This is a genomic window from Actinomycetota bacterium (assembly GCA_014360645.1).
Classification (GTDB): Bacteria; Actinomycetota; Geothermincolia; order Geothermincolales; family RBG-13-55-18; genus Solincola_B.
In genome coordinates this window covers 59,545-80,820 of sequence record JACIXD010000010.1, presented here as the reverse complement: position 1 = coordinate 80,820, position 21,276 = coordinate 59,545, and the positions used below count along the sequence as shown (strand labels likewise).

Sequence of the window (21,276 nt, the reverse complement as noted above, 5' to 3'; positions counted from 1 at the left end):
CTCCTTTCAGCCGTCTCTACATGGTGTTCCCGAGGATGATGCCCCCCACGGTCAGGAGAAGGAAGGAGGGCAGGATCATGAAGACGAGCGGGAAGAGGATATAGATGGAGACCCGGGCGGCGCGCGTCCTCTCGCGCTCGCGCCTACCGTTCCTGAACTCCACCGCCAGCTCCTCCAGTATGTCGGCGATGGGGGCGCCGGTCTCGTCCGCCCTCAGCAGGGTGCGGCAGAAACGGCGCATCTCGCGCCCGGAGTGCGCGGAGGCGCGGCGCAGGGCCTCGGAGGCGCTCTCCCCCAATCTCATGCGCTCCACCACTCCCTCCATGACCGCGCGGGTGGTGTGATGGGCGCAGGCCTGGAGCGAATGGTGTAGGGCGGTGTGCAGGCTCTCGCCCGCGAAACAGAGCACCGCCATGAGGTCCACGATCTCGGGGAGGTCGGCGGCTAGCTCCTCCCCGCGCCTCTTCGCGCGCTGTTTGAGCATGACCACCGGAGCGTGGTATGCGGCCGCGGCGAGGAAGGGGGAGAGGAGGAGGCATGCGGGTCCGAGGGGGAGAGGGAGGAGCGCGAGGGCCAGGGCGGAAGCCAGGCGTATCCCCCTCAGGAAGGAGGGCGTCCAGTCCGTACCCGACTCCTGGAGCAGGGATGTGGTCTCGGACGCGGGCGCTTCCGGCAGAAGGCCTCCCAGTCGGGTGACCGCCCTCCGTAAGAGAGGAAGTGGCCGTACAGCGGGGCGCTCCTCCGCCCCCTCCGACTCCTCCATCCCCAGAAGGGAAAGGGCCGAGGCCCGCCTGTGAAGACCCGGGAGGAGATGGAGGCACAGCGAGAACACGGATATCGCCGCGAGGAACGCGATGAGCGCCTCCATTTAAGCCCCCGGGTTGACCATCTTGCGGATGACCAGGAAGGCCCCCGCGTTGAGCGCCACCGCTGCCGCCACCATGAGGTTACCGGCGGGGGTGGTGAGCAGCGGGCTCAGGGATCGGGGATTGAGAAGGCCCTGGAGGGCCAGGAAAGCGGCCGGAAGGGAGGCGACGAGGTAGCCGGAGGCGCGGCTCTGGGAGGTGAGCATCCTCGCCTCGCGCCTCACTTCCAGGCCTTCCTGTACCCGCCTGCGGAGGCGTTCGAGGATGCGGGGCAGGTCACCGCCCCTGCCGTGCAGCAGCGCCAGTATGGTGAAGGTCAGGCGCAGGGAGGAAGAGGGAACGCGCCCGGCGGCCAGCATGAGCGACTCCTCCAGCCCGGAGCCCATGCCTACGTCGCGCAGGATCAGCGCCACCTCCGCGCCGAGCTCCGCGCCCACGTCCTCGCGGCTCGCCTCCAGGGCCTGCAAGAGGGACAGCCCCGAGCGCAGCGACTGGTTGAGGGAGTCGATGAGCTCCAGCGTCTGCTCCTCGAGAGCGCCGAGGGAGCGCGCTCGCCTTCTTCTGGTCGTGAGGCGTCGCAGGGCGACGTATCCCGGCCACACGGAGGCGGAGAGAAATGGATTGCGGGTGAGGAGGAAGGCCGCCGCCGACGCCGCGACGAGGAGCGCTGACCTTCCGCGTCTCGTGGCGGCCGCGGAGACAAGGTCGGGAAGGCAAGAACGGAGGGAGGTGGGGGAAGGCCCGTCCGGCCCCGTGTTTCCGAAAAGGGTTTTCCATGCCCGTTCTCTCCTGCCGGCTTTGCGCCAGGCGAGGAAAGCGGCGAGGGACGCGGCGGCGAGGGCGAGGGAAAGGGCGAGAACGATCACGGGCGCGGCGCCGCGAGGGGGGGCGCCGTCACCTCCTCTCGCGGCACGCGAAGGGGCAGGGATGCTACCGTGCCGGAGCCCCCGGGTTCTCCGCGCGGGCTCTCGACGGCGCTCGGGGTGACGCGGCGCAGGTGGGGCTGTGACCCCTCCTCGCGTTCCATGCACGCCACCTCCGCCACCCGTCTCTCGCCTCCGGCGGTACGCTCCATGTGCACCATGACGTCCACGGCCTGGAGGATCTGCTCCCGGACCGCGTGTGAGGGCAGGCCCACCCCGGCGGTGAGGGCCATGGTCTCCAGCCGAGAGAGGGCGTCAAGGGGGGAGTTGGCGTGCACGGTGGTGAGGGATCCGCGGTGGCCGGTGTTCAAGGCCTGCAGCAGGTCGAGCGCCTCGGCGCCCCGTACCTCTCCGATGATGATGCGGTCCGGGCGCATGCGTAGGGCGTTGCGGAGGAGGTCCCTCAGGGTCACCTCTCCCTTTCCCTCGAGGTTGGGAGGGCGGGTCTCCAGGGGGATGACGTGCGGTTGTTGCAGGCGCAGTTCGGCGGCGTCCTCCAGGGTGATGATACGCTCCTCACGGCCGATGCATGAGGAGAGCGCGTTGAGCAGGGTGGTCTTGCCCGTACCCGCCCCTCCCGAGATTACCAGGTTTTTCCTCTCTGCCACGGCGCGGGAGAGGAACTCCGCCTGGGCAGGGGTCAGGGTGCCGGCCGCGGTCAGCTCCTCCACCGTGTAGGGGCAGCGGCGGAACTTGCGTATGGTGAGCACGGGACCGAGGAGCGAGAGGGGGGGCAGCACCACGTTCACCCGGGAACCGTCGGGGAGGCGGGCATCGACGTAGGGTGAGGCCTCGTCCACGTGCAGCCCCAGGGGCCCGATTATACGATCGATAATGCGGTAGATCTCTTGCTCCCCCTCCAGGACCACATCCGAGGGATAGATGCGCCCCTCTTTTTCTATGTAGACGCACCGCGGACCGTTTACCATCACCTCGGTGACGGCCTCGTCGCGCATGAGGGACTCCAGGGGTCCGAGACCGAGTATGTCGTCTATCAACCGCCCCAGCATTGCCTGCATCTCCGCTGGATCCAGGATCAGCCCTTCCTCCCAGGCCGCCTCGCGGGCCGCGCGCAGGACCGCCCTCCTCAGGCCTTCGGAGCCGCGGTCGGAAAGGGGCGAGAACTCACCCTGGGGCAACCTCTCCTTGACCTTCTCTTTCAGTCGAACATACGCCTCTCTCATCTCCGTCCTCCCCGGTCATCTCCCTCTCCGGGCCGCGCGCAGGACCGCCCTCCTCAGGCCTTCGGAGCCGCGGTCGGAAAGGGGCGAGAACTCACCCTGGGGCAACCTCTCCTTGACCTTCTCTTTCAGTCGAACATACGCCTCTCTCATCTCCGTCCTCCCCGGTCATCTCCCTCTCCGGGCCGCGCGCAGGACCGCCCTCCTCAGGCCTTCGGAGCCGCGGTCGGAAAGGGGCGAGAACTCACCCTGGGGCAACCTCTCCTTGACCTTCTCTTTCAGTCGAACATACGCCTCTCTCATCTCCGTCCTCCCCGGTCATCTCCCTCTCCGGGCCGCGCGCCCCTCGCGGGGGTGCCCCTCGACCGCTCGCCGGGCGACATGCCGCGCTTAAGCCTCTCTCATCTCCGTCCTCCCCGGTCATCTCCCTCTCCGGGCCGCGCGCCCCTCGCGGCGGGCACGGCCGGCCCGTGAGCGCTAGGCTTCCGCCGACCACCCATGCGTCGCTCCCCTCACCTTGACCGGGGGCCCGTTGCCGCGAAACCTGCCTTTCCGGCGGGAACGCCCGTCGGCCATGGTCCCCGCGTGTCCCGTGGAGGCGAGTCCCAGGCCTGCGGCCAGGGACGCGACCGCTCTCCCCAGGGGCGACTCGGGGCGGGGGACCTCTCCGAGCTCGGCGAAATCAAGACCGGAGCGGGGGTCCTCGGGAAGCACGGCCGCGATCCCCAGCCCGGTAGCACGCGAGATCTCTTCCAGGCCCAGCAGGTGGTTTCCGCTTCTGCGGTTGACCAGCAGCCGCAGGCGGGACATGTCCATCCCGGTGCGGCGAAGCAGCTCGGCGGCGTCACGCGCGCATGCCGCGGACAGGACGTCGGGAAGGGTGACCAGATGGATCAGCGGAGAGAAGGGGTTGACGAGGGAGAGATCACCGCTCCAGGGATCCCGGAGGTCCATGACCACCACGTCGAAGAGAAAGAGCAGGTTGCGCAGGAGAGGTGCCGCATTCCGGGATGCTACCCCCTTGCCGCCTGCGTTCCGCCGGCCCGTTGGAAGTAGATAGAACCCGCACGGGTGGCGAAAGAGGGAGATACGCAGGAGGTCCCACGAGACCTCCTCGGCCATGGGGGATAATTCGTATAATGTCTTACCCTCAACATTAGATTTAATATATGTAAGTTGGGAATGGTTCCCGCCCATCTCCATAAGAAGCACGCGCCTTGAACCCGAGGCGGCGACCGCCGCGAAAGAGCATGAGAGGAGGGTGGTGCCTACGCCTCCCTTGCAGCCTGAAAAGACTAAAAAGCCGCCTTCGGAGCCGTTGGTATTCCTTGAAGTATGTGAGTCACAGGCGCAATTATATATCTCTAGTTTAGCTTTAATATATTGAAAAACACGGTCAATCTCCCTTTCGTCGCATTCCCGCTCGACCAGTCCGGCGATCCTCACGGGGAGCTGCATGATCCTTTCCAGGCCGACGCCCTCCTCTGTCCCTCTCCCCTCCCGTAGCAGAAAGGTGACCGGGTCGCTCATGTGGTGTGCCCCCTCGCCCGTCAGGCCTTCCTGGACGACTTCCTCCAGGATGCCAGGCGAGGCGATGAGAAGTGAGGGCGCGAAACGGGTAAGGAGTCGGAAAAGATCGCCGACGGAGCGAGAGATCCCGCACAGTTCCACTGAGGGATGTCTCTCCAGGACCGCTATTATGCCGGGGACTTCCTCCCCGGCGCTTAGGGCCACGGCTGTCATTATCATCTCCATACCACCTCCTGATGCGTAATATAATACAGTTAGTAATATTAGTCAATATATATAACATATACCATGAGTGGATGGGCGTCAGGAACGCTTCCGGCCGGAAATGGCGACTTCACCGCCCCCCTACGACGACGAGCCGGGAACCCCCGTCCCGCGGCGCGCGTCAGCTAATAACGGTCACCGCTCATAGACGAGAGCAGGTCCGGGTGGCACGGCGGAGATGCGGGCGGACATCCGGTTTGAAATGATTCGGTTTGCTATGTTACAAAGGGCGTGAGCCCGCGGCGATTCGGGACGAAACACGGAAAGGGTGCGAGGGAAGGCGGAGACGGCATGAGGTTGTGGGGCGGCAGGCGCGGCGTCGGTTATATGGCCATCTTGCCCGTCCTCATTGCGCTAGCGACCGTAGGCCTCGCTTCTCTGGCGGGATGCGGGGCTGGGGAAGAGGCGGAGAAGGGCGCGGGCGAGATGACCATAGAGGAGCTCTGGTCCCGGGCGCAGGAGGCCGACAGCGAGATCCGTTCCTGGCACATGGAGATCGCTAGCTATTACGAGAACACGCAGTACGGCAGCGGGCAGATTCAGAGCATCATCATCGACGTCAACGGGGACGACCTTCACGAACAGGATCTCCTCCTCGGCCAGGTCTATTTCGAGTACAAGCGCGTGGGGGGGAAGCAGTATAACCGGAACATGTCCACCGGGACTTGGGAGGAGGTGACGCCGGACGCCTCGTCTGACGCGGCCAGGGAGTACTCCTCCCAGTTCCTGGAACTACCCTCCCTGGCGGAATCCCAGTCCCACCTGGGCACCGAGACCATCGGCGGCGAGGAGGCGGAACGCTTCCGTTTCCTCCTCGGTCCCGAGGCCGTGAAGTCCATCTTTTCCAGCCAGCCCTCCTTCGATTTCAGCGCCAACAAGGGAGGAGAGGTGGAGGTGTGGATCGACAGCGACGAATATTATCTCCTGCGCTACGAGATAGTCATCCGCGAGGTCATCATCCCGGAGAAGATCGGCAAGGGCGATATAAGGTTCGTGGTGAACATCAGCGGCGTCAATGAGCCGGTGGAGATCGAGCCGCCCTTTTAGAGGATGCACATGGGGGCGCGGTATTACGGACGCCAAAGACGAGCCCCGGCGTCGCGCCACTGGGCTTCGCTCGGCGGCAAGAGAAGACCATCCAGCCCTTTACATGAGGCAAACACGGGACCCGTTGGAGCTGGGGGATACCCGTCACCCCGCTGAGGGGATGCTGCTCGGAGGAAGTGTCGCCATGAACGCCAGGCGATGGATATTCATAGCGGCCTGCGTGGCCGGCGTTGCGGCGCTGGCGGTGATCCTGCCGCTCACCCTGCGCTCCGAGGGAAAGAGGACAGCGCCGGGCGCAGGGGTCTGGCCCATGCCGGGAGGAAACCCCGCTCACCTCTCCTACCTCCCCCTCGCTCCCGAGGGCAGGCTGAGGGAGCTCTGGAGCACGAGGCTGGAAGATGAGCCCGCCGGCCCCCCCGCGGTAGCGGCGGGGCGGGTGTACGCCGCATGCAGGAGAGGGCTACTTTACTGCCTGGACCTGGAAACCGGACGCCCGCTGTGGAGGCATGACGCGGAAGGAGGCGTGTCCTGCATGCCGGCGGTCTGCGAGCGGGGCATCCTGGTGGCCACCTCGGACGGCAGGGTCCGACTGGTCTCCTCCGGAGGCAAACCGGTGTGGGAGGCGGAGGTGGGCGGCTCAGTCCCCTCTACCCCCATTCCCGAGGGGGACGGAGTCTATTTCGGATCCGTTGACGCCCACCTCTACTGCCTGGACATGGCCAGCGGCAAGAAGCGCTGGTCTTTCGGGGCGGCCGGGCCCGTGGAGGTATCGCCATGTGTCTATGAGGGACAGGTCTTCGGGGTATCTTACGAGGGCGATCTCTTCGCCCTCGAGTCGGGGAGCGGTCGCCTGGTGTGGACCTTCCAGTCGCATGCCGTCCCCGTGGCCTGCCCCGCCGCGGACGGCGGCAGGGTCTTCCTGGCGACGGAGTTCGAGATCTTCTGCCTAGACGCACAGAGCGGGAAGTTGCTGTGGGAATACGAGACCGGTCCCACGGTGATATCCGACCTGGCGTTGAGGGGCAGCCAGGTGTTGGTGGTGATCGGAGGGGAAGGGCTGCTGTCTAGTACCCTGGCCCTGGACGCGAGGACGGGAGACAGACTCTGGGACGCCGCCTCCGGAGAGACCTCCGCCCGGACTCGGCTCTATGCCAGCAACAAGGATGCTTATCTCTGCGGCCGGGACCAGCTCAGGGCGCTTTCCGTGGATTCGGGCACCCCCAGCTTCGATCTCGAGCTGCCGGGCGTGCTGCCGCAGACCTTGACCCTGACGGAGGAGCGGTTGCTGATAGGCGCCCAGAACCGCAAGGTCTACTGCTACGGAGAGTAGAATAATCAAAACGTGGGAGAGCTCCCCGTGCTGCCCGGGCGCTCTCCGGCTCCTCCGCAGGAATGGCGGTCCGGGGCGCGATGGGCGGCGGTAAAGGGAGCGGAATGGAAAAGCGGGAAAGAGGGGGGCGACCGGAGGCTGGATGCGGGGCCCGGGACGCGAAGGTGGGCCCCGGAGCGGCACCCTAGGGAGCGGTTGGAGGTAAAGTCGGAGGCCGAAACACCGATATGGGAAGATGATGTACCGTACGGAGTATGGTCGGGCCTAGACGATAAAGGGGTGAGCATGATGAAGGCCGGGCAGATGAAGATATGGGTTTCGCTGGTCACGGGACTGGTGGTGGCCTGCACGGCGGTGGCCCTAGCGGGTTGCGGCAAGGGGGAGCCCGGGGTGCAGGAGCTCTGGGAGAAGAGTGAGGCGGCGGAGAAGAACATCACCTCCCTGCACATGGAAGTAGCCATATATTACCAGAACACGAAGTTCGGCGGAGGCCAGATCCAGACCACCTCCATCGACGTGAGCGGGAACAACGTCCACTCCACCAGTGCCATCTTCGGGCAGAGCTTCAGCGAGATCATCGTAGTGGGAGGTAAACAGTACGTGCGCAGCGCTGGCAGCGAGGAGTGGAAGGAACAGCCGGCGACCATAAGCGGCAGCGCGGCCTCGGAACAGCTCGAAGGCTTTTCGCGCCTTCCGGAGGTGGCTTCATCCTCGCAGAACCTCGGTCTGGAGAAGATCGGCGGCGTCGATGCCTACCATCTCTCCTTCACCCTTTCCCCCAACGAGGTCTCCTCCCTCTTCAAGAACGTGCAGGCGGAACAGCTTGCATCGAATACCGGGGGGAAGGTCGACGTGTGGGTGGAGAAGGACAGCGGCTACCGGGTCAAGTATGAGGCGGTGGTGAACAACGCCCTGATCACCGACAAGATAGGATACGGCGACATTCGCATCGTCACCACCCTGAGCAGCATCAACCAGCCCATCTCCATCACCCCGCCGGTGTGATGGGCCCGGAAGCGGGAAAGACGGAGGCATTGACGGCGGCCTTGAGATGATCGACGCGTTCGGGCGGTGCGTCGACCGGCGAGTGGGGCGCCGGGAAGGGAATGGCGGGGGGCGGACGCGCAGCGCGCATGCATCCCGGGGTGCAAGCCGTAAAATGCATAACATTTTATGCATTTTACGTACGTACCTGTCACCCTTAGCGTATATGTTACCGGTGATGTTACATAGGTGTGACGGAGATGTTACGATTTCTATAAAATTCACCCTCTTGTGTGAAAAAACCACCCCTGCTGCCCGATATATAGGAGTGAATCAGCGCGAAAGATGGCTGGAGTTCGGCGGAGTCGCGGCAAGGTGAAGATTCCGCCGACCCGGAGACAATGACCTGAGCGACGTGTATCGCGAAGGAGTGAATGCCATAAAGATCTAAGCAGGTAAGAGCGCGGCAAGAGAAAGAGCCCTGTATGCAGACAAGGATGAGAGGGGTCGCAAAAACAAACGCAGGGCCGGCCTCAGGTTTCGGCGCGTTCCATCCTGTGCTGCCACCAAGGGAAGCAGGGAAAGGCTGGTTCGCATGCGCGCAGTGCCGTTATCTGCGCTTTCGTAAAGAATCCCTCCTGACCGGGCCTTTCTTTGACCTCGTCTGCCGGACAGCGCAGCCCTACATGCCGTTTCATGCCCTGCCGATCGTATCGTCATGCCATACAGCCTCTACGGGAAAAGCGGAGGCGGCCCGGACTATCCAGGCCTCCGGGGCGACCGGTCCCACTCGCATGCCGGACGGAGCGTGGCTGGCGGAGCCTGGAGGACTTGGAGAAGCCCGATACACGGCCGTGAGCATGCGCCCCCGGGTCTTTCCCACGTGAAAGATGATGGAAGCCCGCTGGAGATGGGATATGGCTCGTCGCCGGCCTTTCGGCCCGGGGCGCGGTACCCATGGGGGCGATCACAGGTTCTGGCATTTTCAGGGATTTAGGACGTATCCAGGAGCAAGGGAGCAAGGGGGAGATGGAGATGCTTCTCAACAGGAACATCCAGAAAGCGGTGAACCTCGTGGTGATCATCCTGCTGGTGGGCCTGTTCGCCTTCGGGGGCGTGATGGCCTTACCTGCGCGAAGCCCCATGGGGCCGATGTTGGGAAAGCTGTTCAACTCCAAGGATATCCTGGTGAACTTCATGGGCAGCCTCGACCCCATGGAGGTCGCCCAGGCCCTTAACGAGAACCCCGATCTGGTCGCGGAGCTCCTCCCCCTGCTCCAGGTCGACCTCCTGGCCCAGGCCATCAATGAGAACGAGGACTTCGTATGCAAGCTGGTCGCGGCCCTCGACCCCAAGACGGCGGCCTCCATCGTCAACGAGAACCAGACCTTCCTGGGTGAGGTGATCAAGTACCTCGACCCCGAAGTGGTGGCCAACGTGGTCAACAACAACACGCAGTTCATCGTGGAGGTTGCGCAGTATCTGGATCCCGTCTCCCTTGCCTATATCGTCAATAGCAACGCCGATTTCGCCATCAAGCTGGTAGGCTCCCTGGACCCAGTGGTGATCGCCAGCGTCATCAACAACAACGGCACTTTCATCACCCGCGTGGCGGGGTTGCTGGAACCCGCGGTGCTGGCCCGCGCGGTGAACGAGAATCCGAGCTTGCTCTCTCGACTGCTGGGGTTGATCGATCCTTGCGTCGCCGCCATGGCCGTCAACGACAACGGACGTTTCCTCACCATGGTGATGGGGCTGCTTGACGCCCGGGTGCTCGCGGGCGCCGTCAACGCCAACGGCCGTTTTCTCGTGGACGTGCTCGGTTACCTCGATCCGGCGGTCATCGCCGACGTCCTCAACAACAACCAGGAACTGGTATTTGACGTGGTGGGGATGCTCGAGCCGTCTTTCATCGCTTCGATAATCAACAATCAGAAGTTCGTCACCTCGCTGATCGGCTTCCTCAATCCGTCCTCCATCGCCGGCTCCATCAACGCCAACGCCGGTTTCGTGAGTTCCCTGCTCAGCTACTTGGATCCCGGTATGGTGGCGGGCGCGGTCTCCGACAACGCCGCCTGGATCAACGCCCTCATCGGGGAGTTGGACGGCGCGCAGCTGGGAGCGATCATCGACAACAACTCCGCCTTCCTGGTGGACTTCGTGGGAGCGCTTTCCACCGATACCGTGGCCGACATCGTAAACGGCAACCAAGCCTGGATCACCCAGCTCCTGGGCAAGCTCGACCCCTCGGTGGTGGCGGGCGCGGTCTCCGACAACGCCGCCTGGATCAACGCCCTCATCGGGGAGCTGGACGGCGCGCAGCTGGGAGCGATCATCGACAACAACTCCGCCTTCCTGGTGGACTTCGTGGGAGCGCTTTCCACCGATACCGTGGCCGACATCGTAAACGGCAACCAAGCCTGGATCACCCAGCTCCTGGGCAAGCTCGACCCCTCGGTGGTGGCGGGCGCGGTCTCCGACAACGCCGCCTGGATCAACGCCCTCATCGGGGAGCTGGACGGCGCGCAGCTGGGAGCGATCATCGACAACAACTCCGCCTTCCTGGTGGACTTCGTGGGAGCGCTTTCTCCTGAAACCATCGCTGACGTCGTCAACGGTAACCCCTCATGGGTTGTGGGGCTGATATCCAACCTGAACACCGGGGCCATCGCGGGCATCGCCAACGACCCGGCGACCATCGCCTTCATCAACGCGCTGCTGCCCCAGCTCGACGCCTCTGCCCTCGCGGGCATCGTCAACGGCAACGGGGGCTGGGTGGCCGATCTGGTATCGGGGATTACCCCCGCCACGGTGAACACCATGATCTCCGACCTCAGGCCCTGGATCACCGGGACACTCCTGCCCAACCTGAACACCGGGGCCATCGCGGGCATCGCCAACGACCCGGCGACCATCGCCTTCATCAACGCGCTGCTGCCCCAGCTCGACGCCTCTGCCCTCGCGGGCATCGTCAACGGCAACGGGGGCTGGGTGGCCGATCTGGTATCGGGGATTACCCCCGCCACGGTGAACACCATGATCTCCGACCTCAGGCCCTGGATCACCGGGACACTCCTGCCCAACCTGAACACCGGGGCCATCGCGGGCATCGCCAACGACCCGGCGACCATCGCCTTCATCAACGCGCTGCTGCCCCAGCTCGACGCCTCTGCCCTCGCGGGGATCATGAACACCAACTGGAACTGGGTGGGAGACCTGGTCTCGGGGATAACCCCCGCAACCGTCAACAGCCTGCTCGTCGACATCGGCCCCTGGTTCCTGGGTTCCCTCATGCCGGGCCTGGATGAGCACATCGTGGCCACCATGGTCAACCACCCCAACACCATAGATTTCCTCAATAGGTTGCTTCCCCTCCTGGACCCCGAGGCTATCGCGGATATAGTAAATGCAAACGGCGCCTGGGTGGGCGATCTCATCTCCAACCTCAACACCGGCATGGTGGTGGACATCGTCAACAACCTGGATCCCGCCTGGACCTCCCAGCTCTTCGCCGCCCTCAACAACGCCACCACCCTGGGAGTGATAGGCAACATCGCCAACTCGCCGCAGTTCACCGCCTTCGTGGACGCCCTCATCGGCTACCTCGACCCGACCATCCTGGCGGGAGTACTCAACAACAACGGCGACTTCGTGGGCGATCTCATCTCCAACCTCAACACCGGCATGGTGGTGGACATCGTCAACAACCTGGATCCCGCCTGGACCTCCCAGCTCTTCGCCGCCCTCAACAACGCCACCACCCTGGGAGTGATAGGCAACATCGCCAACTCGCCGCAGTTCACCGCCTTCGTGGACGCCCTCATCGGCTACCTCGACCCGACCATCCTGGCGGGAGTACTCAACAACAACGGCGACTTCGTGGGCGATCTCATCTCCAACCTCAACACCGGCATGGTGGTGGACATCGTCAACAACCTGGATCCCGCCTGGGTGGGCGATCTCTTAGATGACCTGCGGTTGAACGCCGTGGGTTCGATCGCAAATCTCGCCAACCTGCCCGAAACGGCAGCGTTCCTCAACGCCCTGCTGCCCCAGCTCAACACGCAGAACCTTGCCAATATTGTGAACAACAACGGCGCCTGGCTGTCCGACCTGGCGGGGCGGCTCAACGCGGGCACGCTGGCGGGTGTGGTCAACGATAACCCGTCGCTCACCACCGGGCTTATCACCGGCCTGAACGCCGGAACGGGGCAGGCAGCCGCCGCGGGCATCAACGCCAACGCGCCGCTTCTCCAGGCGGTCCTGGACAACCTCAACCCCGCGGTCATCGCCACGGCGGTGAACAACAACTCGGCCCTCGGGGTTGGCAACACCCTGATCGAGAACCTGCTGCCAGGCCTCGACCCCAACACCGCAAGGGCCACGGCCAGAGGCTTGAACAACAGCGGCTCCTTCGTCCAGGAGCTCCTTGCCAACCTCAACCCCCAGGTGCTGGCGGCTGCCGTCAACGCCAACGGCACCTTCATCAACGGCCTTATCCAGCACCTAAACCCCGTGGTGCTGGCCAACGCCATCAACGCCAACGGTGCCTTCGTGACCTCCCTGGTGGGCGCCTTGGATCCCAACGTGGTGGCGGCTGCCGTCAACGCCAACGGCACCTTTCTCACCAACCTCATCGGGGCGCTCAACCCCACGGTGGTAGCGGCGGCCGTCAACGCCAATCAGGGATTCGTCACCACCCTCATCGGTACGCTCAACCCCCAGGTGCTGGCGGCTGCCGTCAACGCCAACGGTGCCTTCATAAACAGCCTGGTCAGCTACCTGGATGCCTCCGTAATCGCGGGGGCGGTGAACAACAACCAGACCTTCGTCACCAACATGGTCACCAATCTGTCGCCGAGCGTGTTGGCTAACGCCGTGAACGCCAACGAGGCTTTCCTCACCACCCTGCTCACCAACCTGAACTCCCAGGTCCTTGCCAACGTGCTCAACTCCAACTCGGTGAGGAACTGGCTTACGGACGTGGTGTCCAGGCTGAACCCGGTACAGGTCGCATACATCGTCAACAACAACCAGACCTTCGTGACCAACCTGGTGTCCAACCTGAACGCGGCCACGTTGGCGGGGGTGATCAACTCCAACGGGGCTTTCCTCAACAACCTGCTGGCCAACCTGTCGCCCACGGTCATCGCAGGCGCTGTCAACACCAACCAGACCTTCCTCACCAATCTGATATCCAACCTCAATGCCAACGTGCTGGCGGGCGCCATCAACGCCAACGGCACCTTCCTCACCAACCTCATCGGCGCCCTGGACACCAACGTGCTGGCGGGGGCCATCGCCTCCAACGGCACCTTCCTCACCAACCTCATCATCAACTTGGGTGGGCCCAACAACAACGCCCGCGGCCAGGCGCTGGTCAACGCCCTCAACGCCACCGGGGTGGATCCGGACAACGACTCGGCTCCGATCACCTTCTTCGACCAGTTCATCCTGCATCTCCACTCCGACCTGAACGTGCTGGGCCTCGGCCATCACATCGCCGGGAAGATCGAGGGGTTCGTCTGGGATGCCAACGGAGGGGACCCGTACTGAGCGCGGTCACAGCTTCGCACGGAGGCCGGCTCGAAAGGGCCGGCCCTCTTTATGGGGTCAGGTCTTGAATCTTGAATCTAATACCATAAAATGGTACAGATTTGGACCCAACCACGAGGGCCGGCCGCAGAAGCCGGCACGGGCCGGCGGGACGGGTCGCGCTGCAAGCACGGCAAGATATATGGTAGACATTGGGCAGGAGTTCAAGATCCAAGGCCTGGCCCCAGCAGGAACCGGGGGGTAAGGGGGAGGATTCCCTGTGAGCGCGATGAGACGGAAGTGGAAGAGGACGGCTATGCCGGCCCTGGCCTTGCTGGTCCTGGCCGGCGTGTCTCTCGCCACGGCGGGTTGCGCAAGGGACACGGTAACGCGCGAAGATGTGGAGCGGATCGACGATTCCTTCCGCCGGGGATCCTCGCGCCTGGCCGAGACCACCGCTTTCATGGGCTGCCTGGAGAGGTTCGATTTCGAGAACGCCGCCTTCCTCCAAGATGTACGGGCGGGGATCGAAGCCGGACGGACCGCCTGCGCGGAACTGAGGGCAAGCATGGACGAGCTTTTAACTCTCGCGTATCCGGGCGAGCTAGAGGAGCTGGGAAGGGTTGTGGAGGAATACGCCTCCGCCATGGGGGAAGCGGTGGGCGAGCTGGAGGTGGTATACGGCGGGCTGGAGGAGATCCTGCTCGCCCTGGAGCCCATCCTGCGCGAGGAGGCCTCGGTCACGCAGCTGGAAGCGCCCCGCAGCGATGTCGAGTTCATGGGGCGCCTGCAGAGGCTCGATGCCGCCCTTGCGGAATCGCTCTCGTCGCTGGAGCGGCTGGCGCCCCCACCCCTTCTCCGCGAGTACAGGGATTATTTCGAGCAGCTCTTGGGTGTACTGGGCAAGCTGGTCGACGACCTCATCGCCGTCACCCAAGGCCTGATCCCCAACGTCGATGTCGAACACAATCCGGACTTCCTGCTCTTCCAGCAGCTCCTGTCCACCTATCCTTCTCTCGTTGAGGGCTTATCCAGTAAGCTCAAGGTGGCGGGTATAGACCCTCTGATGGAGCGCGTCGAGCTGGAGATAAACCGGCTTTACCTGGAGAATTCCGGGTGATGCCGCAGCCTTTCCCGAGGCGTGCCGGGCGGGGCGAGTGGAGAGCGGGAAGGGTTTCTCGGGCCTCGGTTAGGGGCGGGTACGGAAAAGATCGGGCGGTGCTGGGTGGAGACCGCCGACCCCCGGGTATCCGGGCGTCGCGTCAAGAGAGCCGTCAAGCGGGCAGGACGCGGCGATGTACGCCCGGGAACTGGATGCATGACGCGATGCGCCGGCCTTCCTTCCCCGTCCTTTCGGAGGGATGCGCTTTCAGTTAATATAGACACGACAGGCGGTTTCATACGGCCGCACTGCGTGCGGCCGGTTCCAGACGGGAGGGCTGCGCTTGAACTGTCCCAGACATCCCGGCAAACGGGAGATCGCCTCTTGCAAGGAATGCGGATCGGGTTTCTGCATCGAATGCGTGCGCGAGACGGACCAGACCACCCTCTGCCACGATTGTCTGCGCCGCCACAGAAGAGATATGGAGCGCGAGTACGGAGGCGGTGCGGGAGCGCGGGAATGGCCTTCTCTCGAGGGGCGGCGCATGGCCTCGAGCCCGGGTCCCGTGTCCGCCGCGGCCGCGGAAGAGGAAGCCGGGAAAGGCGAGGGCACGGGCGAGTTGGCGGGACCCGCGGCTAGGGTGCCCGGCCCCGGGTCTCTCGAAACCGCGACAACGGCGGCCGGCGGCATCGCCGCTGGGAGAGCGGTGCCGAAGCCGGGACGGAGGGCCGGCGGGGAGCACCCTTCCCCGACTCCCCCCGCAAGCACGGCGGGACCCGGCATCATGGCCAGGGTAACCGGTCTCAAGGGATCACGGAGGCGAGGAGCGGATAAGGAAGGCGCGCGAGTTTCTGAGGGCGGTGCCGTATCCGGCGCGGACGAGTTCCTCGCCCAGGGCCCGGACGAGGATTTCAGCCTGCTCCAGGGAAGGGGGGCAGCCGCTGGCCCGGGGAGGCGTAGGGGGAGAAAAGGAGCGAGGGAAGGGAAGCCGCAAACCGGTTACGATATCTCGGACGGGGGGGATACCGGGCCGGTGGCGGCGGCCACGGCCCTGCCGGGCGGGGAGAGCGCGCCTCCCGCTTCCGCGGCGGGAAGCCTCGAGGCAAAGAGGTCGGCCGCCGTGCCGAAGCCGAGCCGCAGGAAGCGGGAGAGAAAGTTGCCGGTGAGGGGAGGGGAAGGGGAACTCTCCCCGGAGGACGCCTTGCTGCACGACGTGGTCTCCACCCTGCTCATGCCGGAGGGAGCCGATGCGGGTGTGCCTACCGCTTCCGCGGCGGCGCTCGAGGAAGCCCCGCCGGCACGAAGGCCAGCGGTGAAGGCCGCGAGGACGGCCGGGAGGAGAAGGGAACGCGCCGCAAGGGAGAAAAGGGCCGGGCGGTGGTTTTTCCTTGCCCAGCCACGCTCTTCCGACTTTACCCTCATTGCGCTCTCCTGGTGGCGGGCCGCCCTCTTTATCGCCGGCGTGCTCTTTGGGGGAGCGGCGTTGTGGGCGGTGGTGAACGCCTACCTCATACCCAGGGACACCGAGTACGGAGCCGTGGCCATCGTCATCGGGGTGCTCGTAGGCCTCGCCTTTTGGTGGAAGGCGGGAAGGAAGCACGGGACCAAGCTGGCGGTGCAGGCCTCCCTGGTCACCTTCTTCGCCCTCTTCCTGGGGGAGTTCCTGCACTGGTTCCTGATCATCGTGAAGCACAAGGCCTTCCGCACCATCTTCTTCGACCTCGTCTCCTTCCGCTTTATCTGGGAGAACGGGGCGGAGATCATGAGGAACGTCGTGGAGGCCATGTTCCCCACCGGCTTCCTGCTGCTGCTCATCCTGCCCACTCTGGCCGCTTTCATCATCGCCTTCGGGATGCCTCCCATCCCCGAGGTCTTCGCGCAGTTCTGGCGTGCCCTGCGGGGTGAGGGCACGGAGGAAGAGGGAGCGCGGCATGGCCTGGAAGGTTAGGGAGAGCGACCCGGAGAGGTCGCTCGCGGTGGTGGAGGTGGCGGGGGTGGTGGACTCCACCAACGTGGAGGAGTTCTTCGGGTTCATCAACGGCGTCTTCAAAAAGGGCATGAAGAACGTGGTCCTGGACATGGCCTTCGCCAGCTACCTCTCCAGCGGCGGGCTTTCGGTGATCGCCGACGCCTACAAAAAGGCGCAGGCCATGGGGGGGAAGCTGGTGATCGCGCGCGCCTCTGAGATGGTGCGGGACCTCTTCCGGGTGGCGCAGTTCGAGAAGATCATCGACTTCTACGAAGAGCTGGAGGAAGCGGTCGAGGCCGTGCGGTGAACCTCCCGGAAGAGGCCGCCCTCCGCCCCCTCAGATGGCCACCACGCGCATGACCTCCTCGATGGAAGTAATTCCCATCTTTACCTTGATGAACCCGTCGTCGCGCATGGTCAGGAGCCCCTCCTCCTTGGCCTGGTTCATGATCACCGTGGCGGAGGCCTCCTTCACCGTGAGGCGCTGTATCTCCTCGCTCATGGGCATGACCTCGTAGAGGCCGACGCGCCCCTTGTACCCCGTGCCCCCGCACTTGGCGCAGCCGTTCTCGTTGGCCTTGTAGAGGATGAGGTCGCCGTCCTCTTCGTCCAGGGGGAAATTGAGGGTCGCGAGCACCTCGGGGTCCGGTTCGTACGGCACCTTGCAGTTGGGGCAGAGCTTGCGCACCAGCCTCTGCGCCATGACGCAGTTCACCGCCGAGGACACCAGGAAGGACTCCACCCCCATCTCGATGAGGCGCGGAAGGGCGCTGGGGGCGTCGTTGGTATGCAGGGTGGAGAGGACCAGGTGGCCGGTGAGGGCGGCCTCGATGGCGGTCTTGGCCGTCTCGCGGTCGCGGATCTCGCCCACCATGAGTATGTCCGGCGAGGTGCGCAGGATGTTGCGCAGCGCGTTGGCGAAGGTGAGCCCCGCCTTGGGGTTCACCTGCACCTGGTTGATGCCCGGCAGGCGGTACTCCACAGGGTCCTCTACGGTGGTGATGTTCTTCTCGGCGGTGTTGAGCACGTTGAGGGTGGCGTAAAGGGAGGTGGACTTGCCGGAACCCGTGGGGCCGGTCACCAACAGAGCCCCATGGGGCTGAGTGAAGGCCTTGCGGAACTTCTCCAGGGGTCCGGGGAGAAACCCGAGGTCCTCGAGGCGCAGCAGGATGCTGGACTTGTCCAGGATACGCATGACCACCTTCTCGCCGTAGACCGTGGGCAGCACAGCCACGCGGAAGTCGATGGCCTTGCCGTTCTGTACCATGCCGAAGTGGCCGTCCTGGGGGACGCGGTGCTCGGCGATGTTTAGGTCGGAGATGATCTTGATGCGCGAGACGATGCCCTGGTGGATGTTCTTGGGCACACGCTTGATCTCCTGGCACACGCCGTCGATGCGGTAGCGGATGAGGACCTCGTTCTCCCTCGGATCGACGTGGATGTCGCTCGCGCCGCGGTTGATGGCCTCGGCGATCATGGTGGTGGTGAAGCGCACCAGGGGAGTGTCGTCCACCACCCCCGAGATCCCCTCCACCTCCTCGTCCATCTTTCCCTCCAACGCCTGCTCCACCACGTCGGTGTCCAGGTGGTAATAGCGCTGGATGGCGTTCATGATGTCGTCCCTGGCGCTGACCACAGGCTTCACCTCGTATCCCGTGCTCAGGCGGATGTCGTCCAGGGCGTAGATATTGGTGGGGTCGGCCATGGCCACCACCAGCTTGCCGTCCTCGAAGTCTATGGGGATGCAGGCGTAGCGCTGGGCGGTGGATTCCTCGATGGAGGTGGTGGCCTGGATGTTGATCTTGTATTCCAGGAGGTCCACGTACTCCATGCCCAGCTCGCGCGCGATGACCTCCGCGAGCTGGTTCTCCCTCACCATGCCCAGCTCCAGGAGCACCCGGCCTAGGGAAGCGCCGGATTCCTTCTGGCGCTCCAGGGCCGTCGTGAGCTGCTCCTCGGTGATGACCTTGTTCTTGAGCAGCAACTGTGACAGTCGGTCGGTCGCGGAAGGCATCCCTTCCCCTCCTCTCGCAGGAGCTCGCCGCGGCCTTGCCCAAGGCTTACGCGCCGCAAGGCGGAAGGCCCCACGGCCGCTTCCGCTCCGTTTTTATCATATGATTAATCGGCGCCGGATTGAAGTTTCTATATACTCTCGGCTCCATCTCCCGGGATCTCCCCGCCCGGCCGTCATCACCATCCCCGGGCCCTGCGGTAACGGCGTCCCGGCGGGCCGCTCAGCCCTTCCGCTGCCGCGGCTGCAGGGAGGAGATGAAGTCTCGGTAGACGCACTCCAGGTTGCCGCAGGTGAAGCACTCCGTGCTGAGGTAGCGGTCGCCGCGGTCGGGGAGGATGACCACGATGCGCCCGGAGTCCATCTCCTCCGCCACTTGGAGGGCGGCGTGCACGGCGGCGCCGGAGGAGATGCCCACGAAGAGGCCCTCCACGTTGGCCAGCACCCGCACGGTGTTGAAGGCGCAGCCGTCCTCGACGTTGATCTTCTCGTCCATGATGGAGGGGTCGAGGATGGGGGGCATGAACTCCTGCAGGTTGCGCAGGCCTTGGATGAGGGAGTTGGGGTAGGGCTCCACTCCCACTATGCGCAGGTCTGGATAGACCTCGCGCAGGCGCCTGCCCACGCCCATGATGGTGCCCCCGGTCCCCAGGCCGGCCACCAGCACGTCGATGCCCTCCACCTGCTCCAGGATCTCCGCCCCCGTGCCCTCGTAATGGGCCCTCACGTTGTCGGGGTTGGCGTACTGGTTGGGATGGTAATAGGCGGGGTCCTTCTCCAGCTCCAAGGCCTTGGCGATGGCCCCGTTCATCCCCTCCGCGGCGGGGGTGAGCACCACCTCAGCCCCGAAGGCCTGCATGACGCGCCGGCGTTCCACGCTCATAGACTCGGGCATGATGATCTTCAGGCGGTAGCCCTTGTGCGCCGCCACCATGGCCAGGCCGATGCCGGTGTTGCCCGAGCTGGCCTCCACGATCACCTTGTCGGGGGTCAGTTCCCCGCGCTCCTCCGCGCCCGCGATCATGTACTTGGCGATGCGGTCCTTCACCGAGGAACAGGGGTTATAGCCCTCCATCTTGGCGAAGATCTCCACCCGGGGGTTGCGGGGCACGACCTTGGTCAGGCGCACCACGGGCGTGCGCCCGATCATCTCCAGGGGGTTGTCGGCACGGATCATGGCACTCGCTCTTCCTTTCCCTCTCCGTTCTGCCAGCCGTCCGAGGCGGAGGTATCGCCGCGGCCGTGGGCGGATATCCGCATTATATCCCATGCTCATCCGGAGGTCAGGCGTTGGACCGGACACGGGGTCACGCCGCCGGACCCGGCACCTGCGGCGCGGGCGCGGCTTGAGCTGGTATCCTGTTGTCGTTCCCCGGTCTGCTTTGGCACGGCGTTCGGAGGAGGAGGTATGGACAGGGAGATCGCGGGCAGGGCGGTGGTGATGAGCGACACCCATTTCGGCGACGGCGCGGCGGTGCTGACGCGCGGGGAGGTGGTGGAGGCGTTTCTCCGCGAGCTGGACGGGCTGGGGGAAATAGACCTCCTGGTCCTTCTGGGGGACGTGTGGGACCTCTGGAGGACGCGGCTGTCCGCGGCGGCTGCGGCGGGGGCCGGGTTCTTCCGCGCCCTGGCGGCCTGGGGCGGCGCCAAGGAACTGGTCCTGGTGTGCGGCAACCACGATCACCACGTATGGTCCTTCCACGAGGAGGCCTGGGAACGCCGGGAGGCGGGATGGGAGGAATCGGGCGAGCTGTCGCTGGTCCTCGGGCCCTGCCGTGCATGGGAGGAGCCGGTCTATGCCGTGGAGGGGCTCCCTCTGTGGATGAGCTATCCCTTCCTCACCCTGAGGGTCGGCATGAGGTCGGTGCTGCTCACGCACGGCCACCATCTGGATTTCTTCAGCCGTTCCTTCTGGTGGGCCAAGACGGCTTGGCTGGCGAGGTTCATCCTCAAGGGCACGCCGGGCATCGCCCTCTCCGACATCGACCGCCTGAACAAGCCTTTCTTCGAGCTGCTGGCCTGTACCTCGCGCGTGCCCGAGATCACCTCCTGGGAATACCGCCTCTACGGAGTCCTGAGGCTCTTCGCCCGCCTGCTGCGTTTCCAGACCGGCAAAGGAGCCAGCCCGCGCCGCTTCACCAGCATCGAGGAGAACGCCTCCGAGGTGCGGGACTTGCTGCTGCACCTCCTGCCCGGCTACATCCCCGACCTCTTCGTATTCGGCCATACCCACAGGGCGGGGCTGGGCGAGACGGGGGTGGGGAGCGTCCGCGTGCGGGTGGCCAACACCGGCTGCTGGCTGGACGACGGCGAGGGGGGCACCGGCATGACCTACCTGGTGATCGACGGAGGCGTCCGCCTGCGCCGCCTGGGCGGTGGGGAGGTGGCGCGCGAGCTGGGGTAGGTGCGCTCGGCGGGTTGCGCGACCGCGCCGAAGGCGCCCGCCTCGAGGGCGGACGGGCGTGAGCCGGGAGGACGCGATGCCGCGGCACGCTCTCTCCCCGGCATCATATGGGAGTCGGACGGCGGGCCGT

14 protein-coding genes are annotated in these 21,276 nt (G+C 64.9%); 8 read left to right on the top strand and 6 right to left on the bottom strand.

Features of this window, described 5'->3' with window-relative positions; all coding sequences use genetic code 11:
- Positions 1-16 precede the first annotated feature (16 nt).
- From H5T74_10060 to H5T74_10045, 4 genes are all read right to left on the bottom strand, one after another.
- Positions 17-868 (bottom strand): type II secretion system F family protein, encoded by an 852-nt coding sequence (locus tag H5T74_10060; GenBank protein ID MBC7230718.1) that lies wholly within the window; start codon positions 866-868, stop codon positions 17-19.
- Positions 869-1,732, bottom strand: coding sequence for a type II secretion system F family protein (locus H5T74_10055; protein MBC7230717.1), 864 nt, complete (start codon positions 1,730-1,732; stop codon positions 869-871).
- Complete coding sequence (locus H5T74_10050) at positions 1,729-2,973, bottom strand: CpaF family protein (protein MBC7230716.1); 1,245 nt, start codon at positions 2,971-2,973, stop codon at positions 1,729-1,731. The genes H5T74_10055 and H5T74_10050 overlap by 4 nt, the downstream gene beginning before the upstream one ends.
- 474 nt (positions 2,974-3,447) lie before the next feature.
- Positions 3,448-4,092 (bottom strand): hypothetical protein, encoded by a 645-nt coding sequence (locus tag H5T74_10045; protein MBC7230715.1) that lies wholly within the window; start codon positions 4,090-4,092, stop codon positions 3,448-3,450.
- A 963-nt stretch (positions 4,093-5,055) separates the two neighbouring features.
- On the opposite strand from H5T74_10045, the gene H5T74_10040 reads away from it, so the two are divergent.
- From H5T74_10040 to H5T74_10010, 7 genes are all read left to right on the top strand, one after another.
- The gene (locus H5T74_10040; protein MBC7230714.1) at positions 5,056-5,811 is read left to right on the top strand and encodes a hypothetical protein; all 756 of its coding nucleotides are present in this window, start codon (positions 5,056-5,058) and stop codon (positions 5,809-5,811) included.
- Positions 5,812-5,995: 184 nt separating this feature from the next.
- The gene (locus tag H5T74_10035) at positions 5,996-7,141 is read left to right on the top strand and encodes a PQQ-binding-like beta-propeller repeat protein (protein ID MBC7230713.1); all 1,146 of its coding nucleotides are present in this window, start codon (positions 5,996-5,998) and stop codon (positions 7,139-7,141) included.
- A 303-nt stretch (positions 7,142-7,444) separates the two neighbouring features.
- Complete coding sequence (locus H5T74_10030) at positions 7,445-8,146, top strand: hypothetical protein (GenBank protein ID MBC7230712.1); 702 nt, start codon at positions 7,445-7,447, stop codon at positions 8,144-8,146.
- A gap of 1,014 nt (positions 8,147-9,160) precedes the next feature.
- The gene (locus tag H5T74_10025; protein MBC7230711.1) at positions 9,161-13,681 is read left to right on the top strand and encodes a hypothetical protein; all 4,521 of its coding nucleotides are present in this window, start codon (positions 9,161-9,163) and stop codon (positions 13,679-13,681) included.
- Between the two features lie 259 nt (positions 13,682-13,940).
- Positions 13,941-14,780, top strand: coding sequence for a hypothetical protein (locus H5T74_10020; GenBank protein MBC7230710.1), 840 nt, complete (start codon positions 13,941-13,943; stop codon positions 14,778-14,780).
- 1,015 nt (positions 14,781-15,795) lie between these two features.
- Positions 15,796-16,710, top strand: coding sequence for a hypothetical protein (locus H5T74_10015; GenBank protein MBC7230709.1), 915 nt, complete (start codon positions 15,796-15,798; stop codon positions 16,708-16,710).
- A complete protein-coding gene (locus H5T74_10010; GenBank protein ID MBC7230708.1) occupies positions 16,694-17,038 on the top strand; it encodes an STAS domain-containing protein in 345 nt (114 codons plus the stop codon). Before H5T74_10015 ends, H5T74_10010 begins: the two co-directional genes overlap by 17 nt.
- A 30-nt stretch (positions 17,039-17,068) precedes the next feature.
- On the opposite strand, the gene tadA is transcribed toward H5T74_10010, so the two are convergent.
- Together tadA and H5T74_10000 are read right to left on the bottom strand one after the other, a co-directional pair.
- Complete coding sequence (gene tadA, locus H5T74_10005) at positions 17,069-18,745, bottom strand: Flp pilus assembly complex ATPase component TadA (protein ID MBC7230707.1); 1,677 nt, start codon at positions 18,743-18,745, stop codon at positions 17,069-17,071.
- A gap of 220 nt (positions 18,746-18,965) precedes the next feature.
- Entirely contained in the window at positions 18,966-19,919 is a 954-nt protein-coding gene (locus tag H5T74_10000) for a cysteine synthase family protein (GenBank protein ID MBC7230706.1), read from the bottom strand.
- A 231-nt stretch (positions 19,920-20,150) separates the two neighbouring features.
- Between H5T74_10000 and H5T74_09995 the strand changes: the two genes are divergently transcribed.
- Complete coding sequence (locus H5T74_09995) at positions 20,151-21,146, top strand: metallophosphoesterase family protein (protein MBC7230705.1); 996 nt, start codon at positions 20,151-20,153, stop codon at positions 21,144-21,146.
- Positions 21,147-21,276: the final 130 nt, after the last annotated feature.

Bases quoted from the DNA above. Each gene is read 5' to 3' on its own strand.
- H5T74_10060 (MBC7230718.1), bottom strand. From the start codon at position 868: ATGGAGGCGCTCATCGCGTTCCTCGCGGCGATATCCGTGTTCTCGCTG.
- H5T74_10050 (MBC7230716.1), bottom strand. From the start codon at position 2,973: ATGAGAGAGGCGTATGTTCGACTGAAAGAGAAGGTCAAGGAGAGGTTG.
- H5T74_10045 (MBC7230715.1), bottom strand. From the start codon at position 4,092: ATGGCCGAGGAGGTCTCGTGGGACCTCCTGCGTATCTCCCTCTTTCGC.
- H5T74_10040 (MBC7230714.1), top strand. From the start codon at position 5,056: ATGAGGTTGTGGGGCGGCAGGCGCGGCGTCGGTTATATGGCCATCTTG.
- H5T74_10035 (MBC7230713.1), top strand. From the start codon at position 5,996: ATGAACGCCAGGCGATGGATATTCATAGCGGCCTGCGTGGCCGGCGTT.
- H5T74_10030 (MBC7230712.1), top strand. From the start codon at position 7,445: ATGAAGATATGGGTTTCGCTGGTCACGGGACTGGTGGTGGCCTGCACG.
- H5T74_10025 (MBC7230711.1), top strand. From the start codon at position 9,161: ATGCTTCTCAACAGGAACATCCAGAAAGCGGTGAACCTCGTGGTGATC.
- H5T74_10010 (MBC7230708.1), top strand. From the start codon at position 16,694: ATGGCCTGGAAGGTTAGGGAGAGCGACCCGGAGAGGTCGCTCGCGGTG.
- tadA (MBC7230707.1), bottom strand. From the start codon at position 18,745: ATGCCTTCCGCGACCGACCGACTGTCACAGTTGCTGCTCAAGAACAAG.
- H5T74_10000 (MBC7230706.1), bottom strand. From the start codon at position 19,919: ATGATCCGTGCCGACAACCCCCTGGAGATGATCGGGCGCACGCCCGTG.
- H5T74_09995 (MBC7230705.1), top strand. From the start codon at position 20,151: ATGGACAGGGAGATCGCGGGCAGGGCGGTGGTGATGAGCGACACCCAT.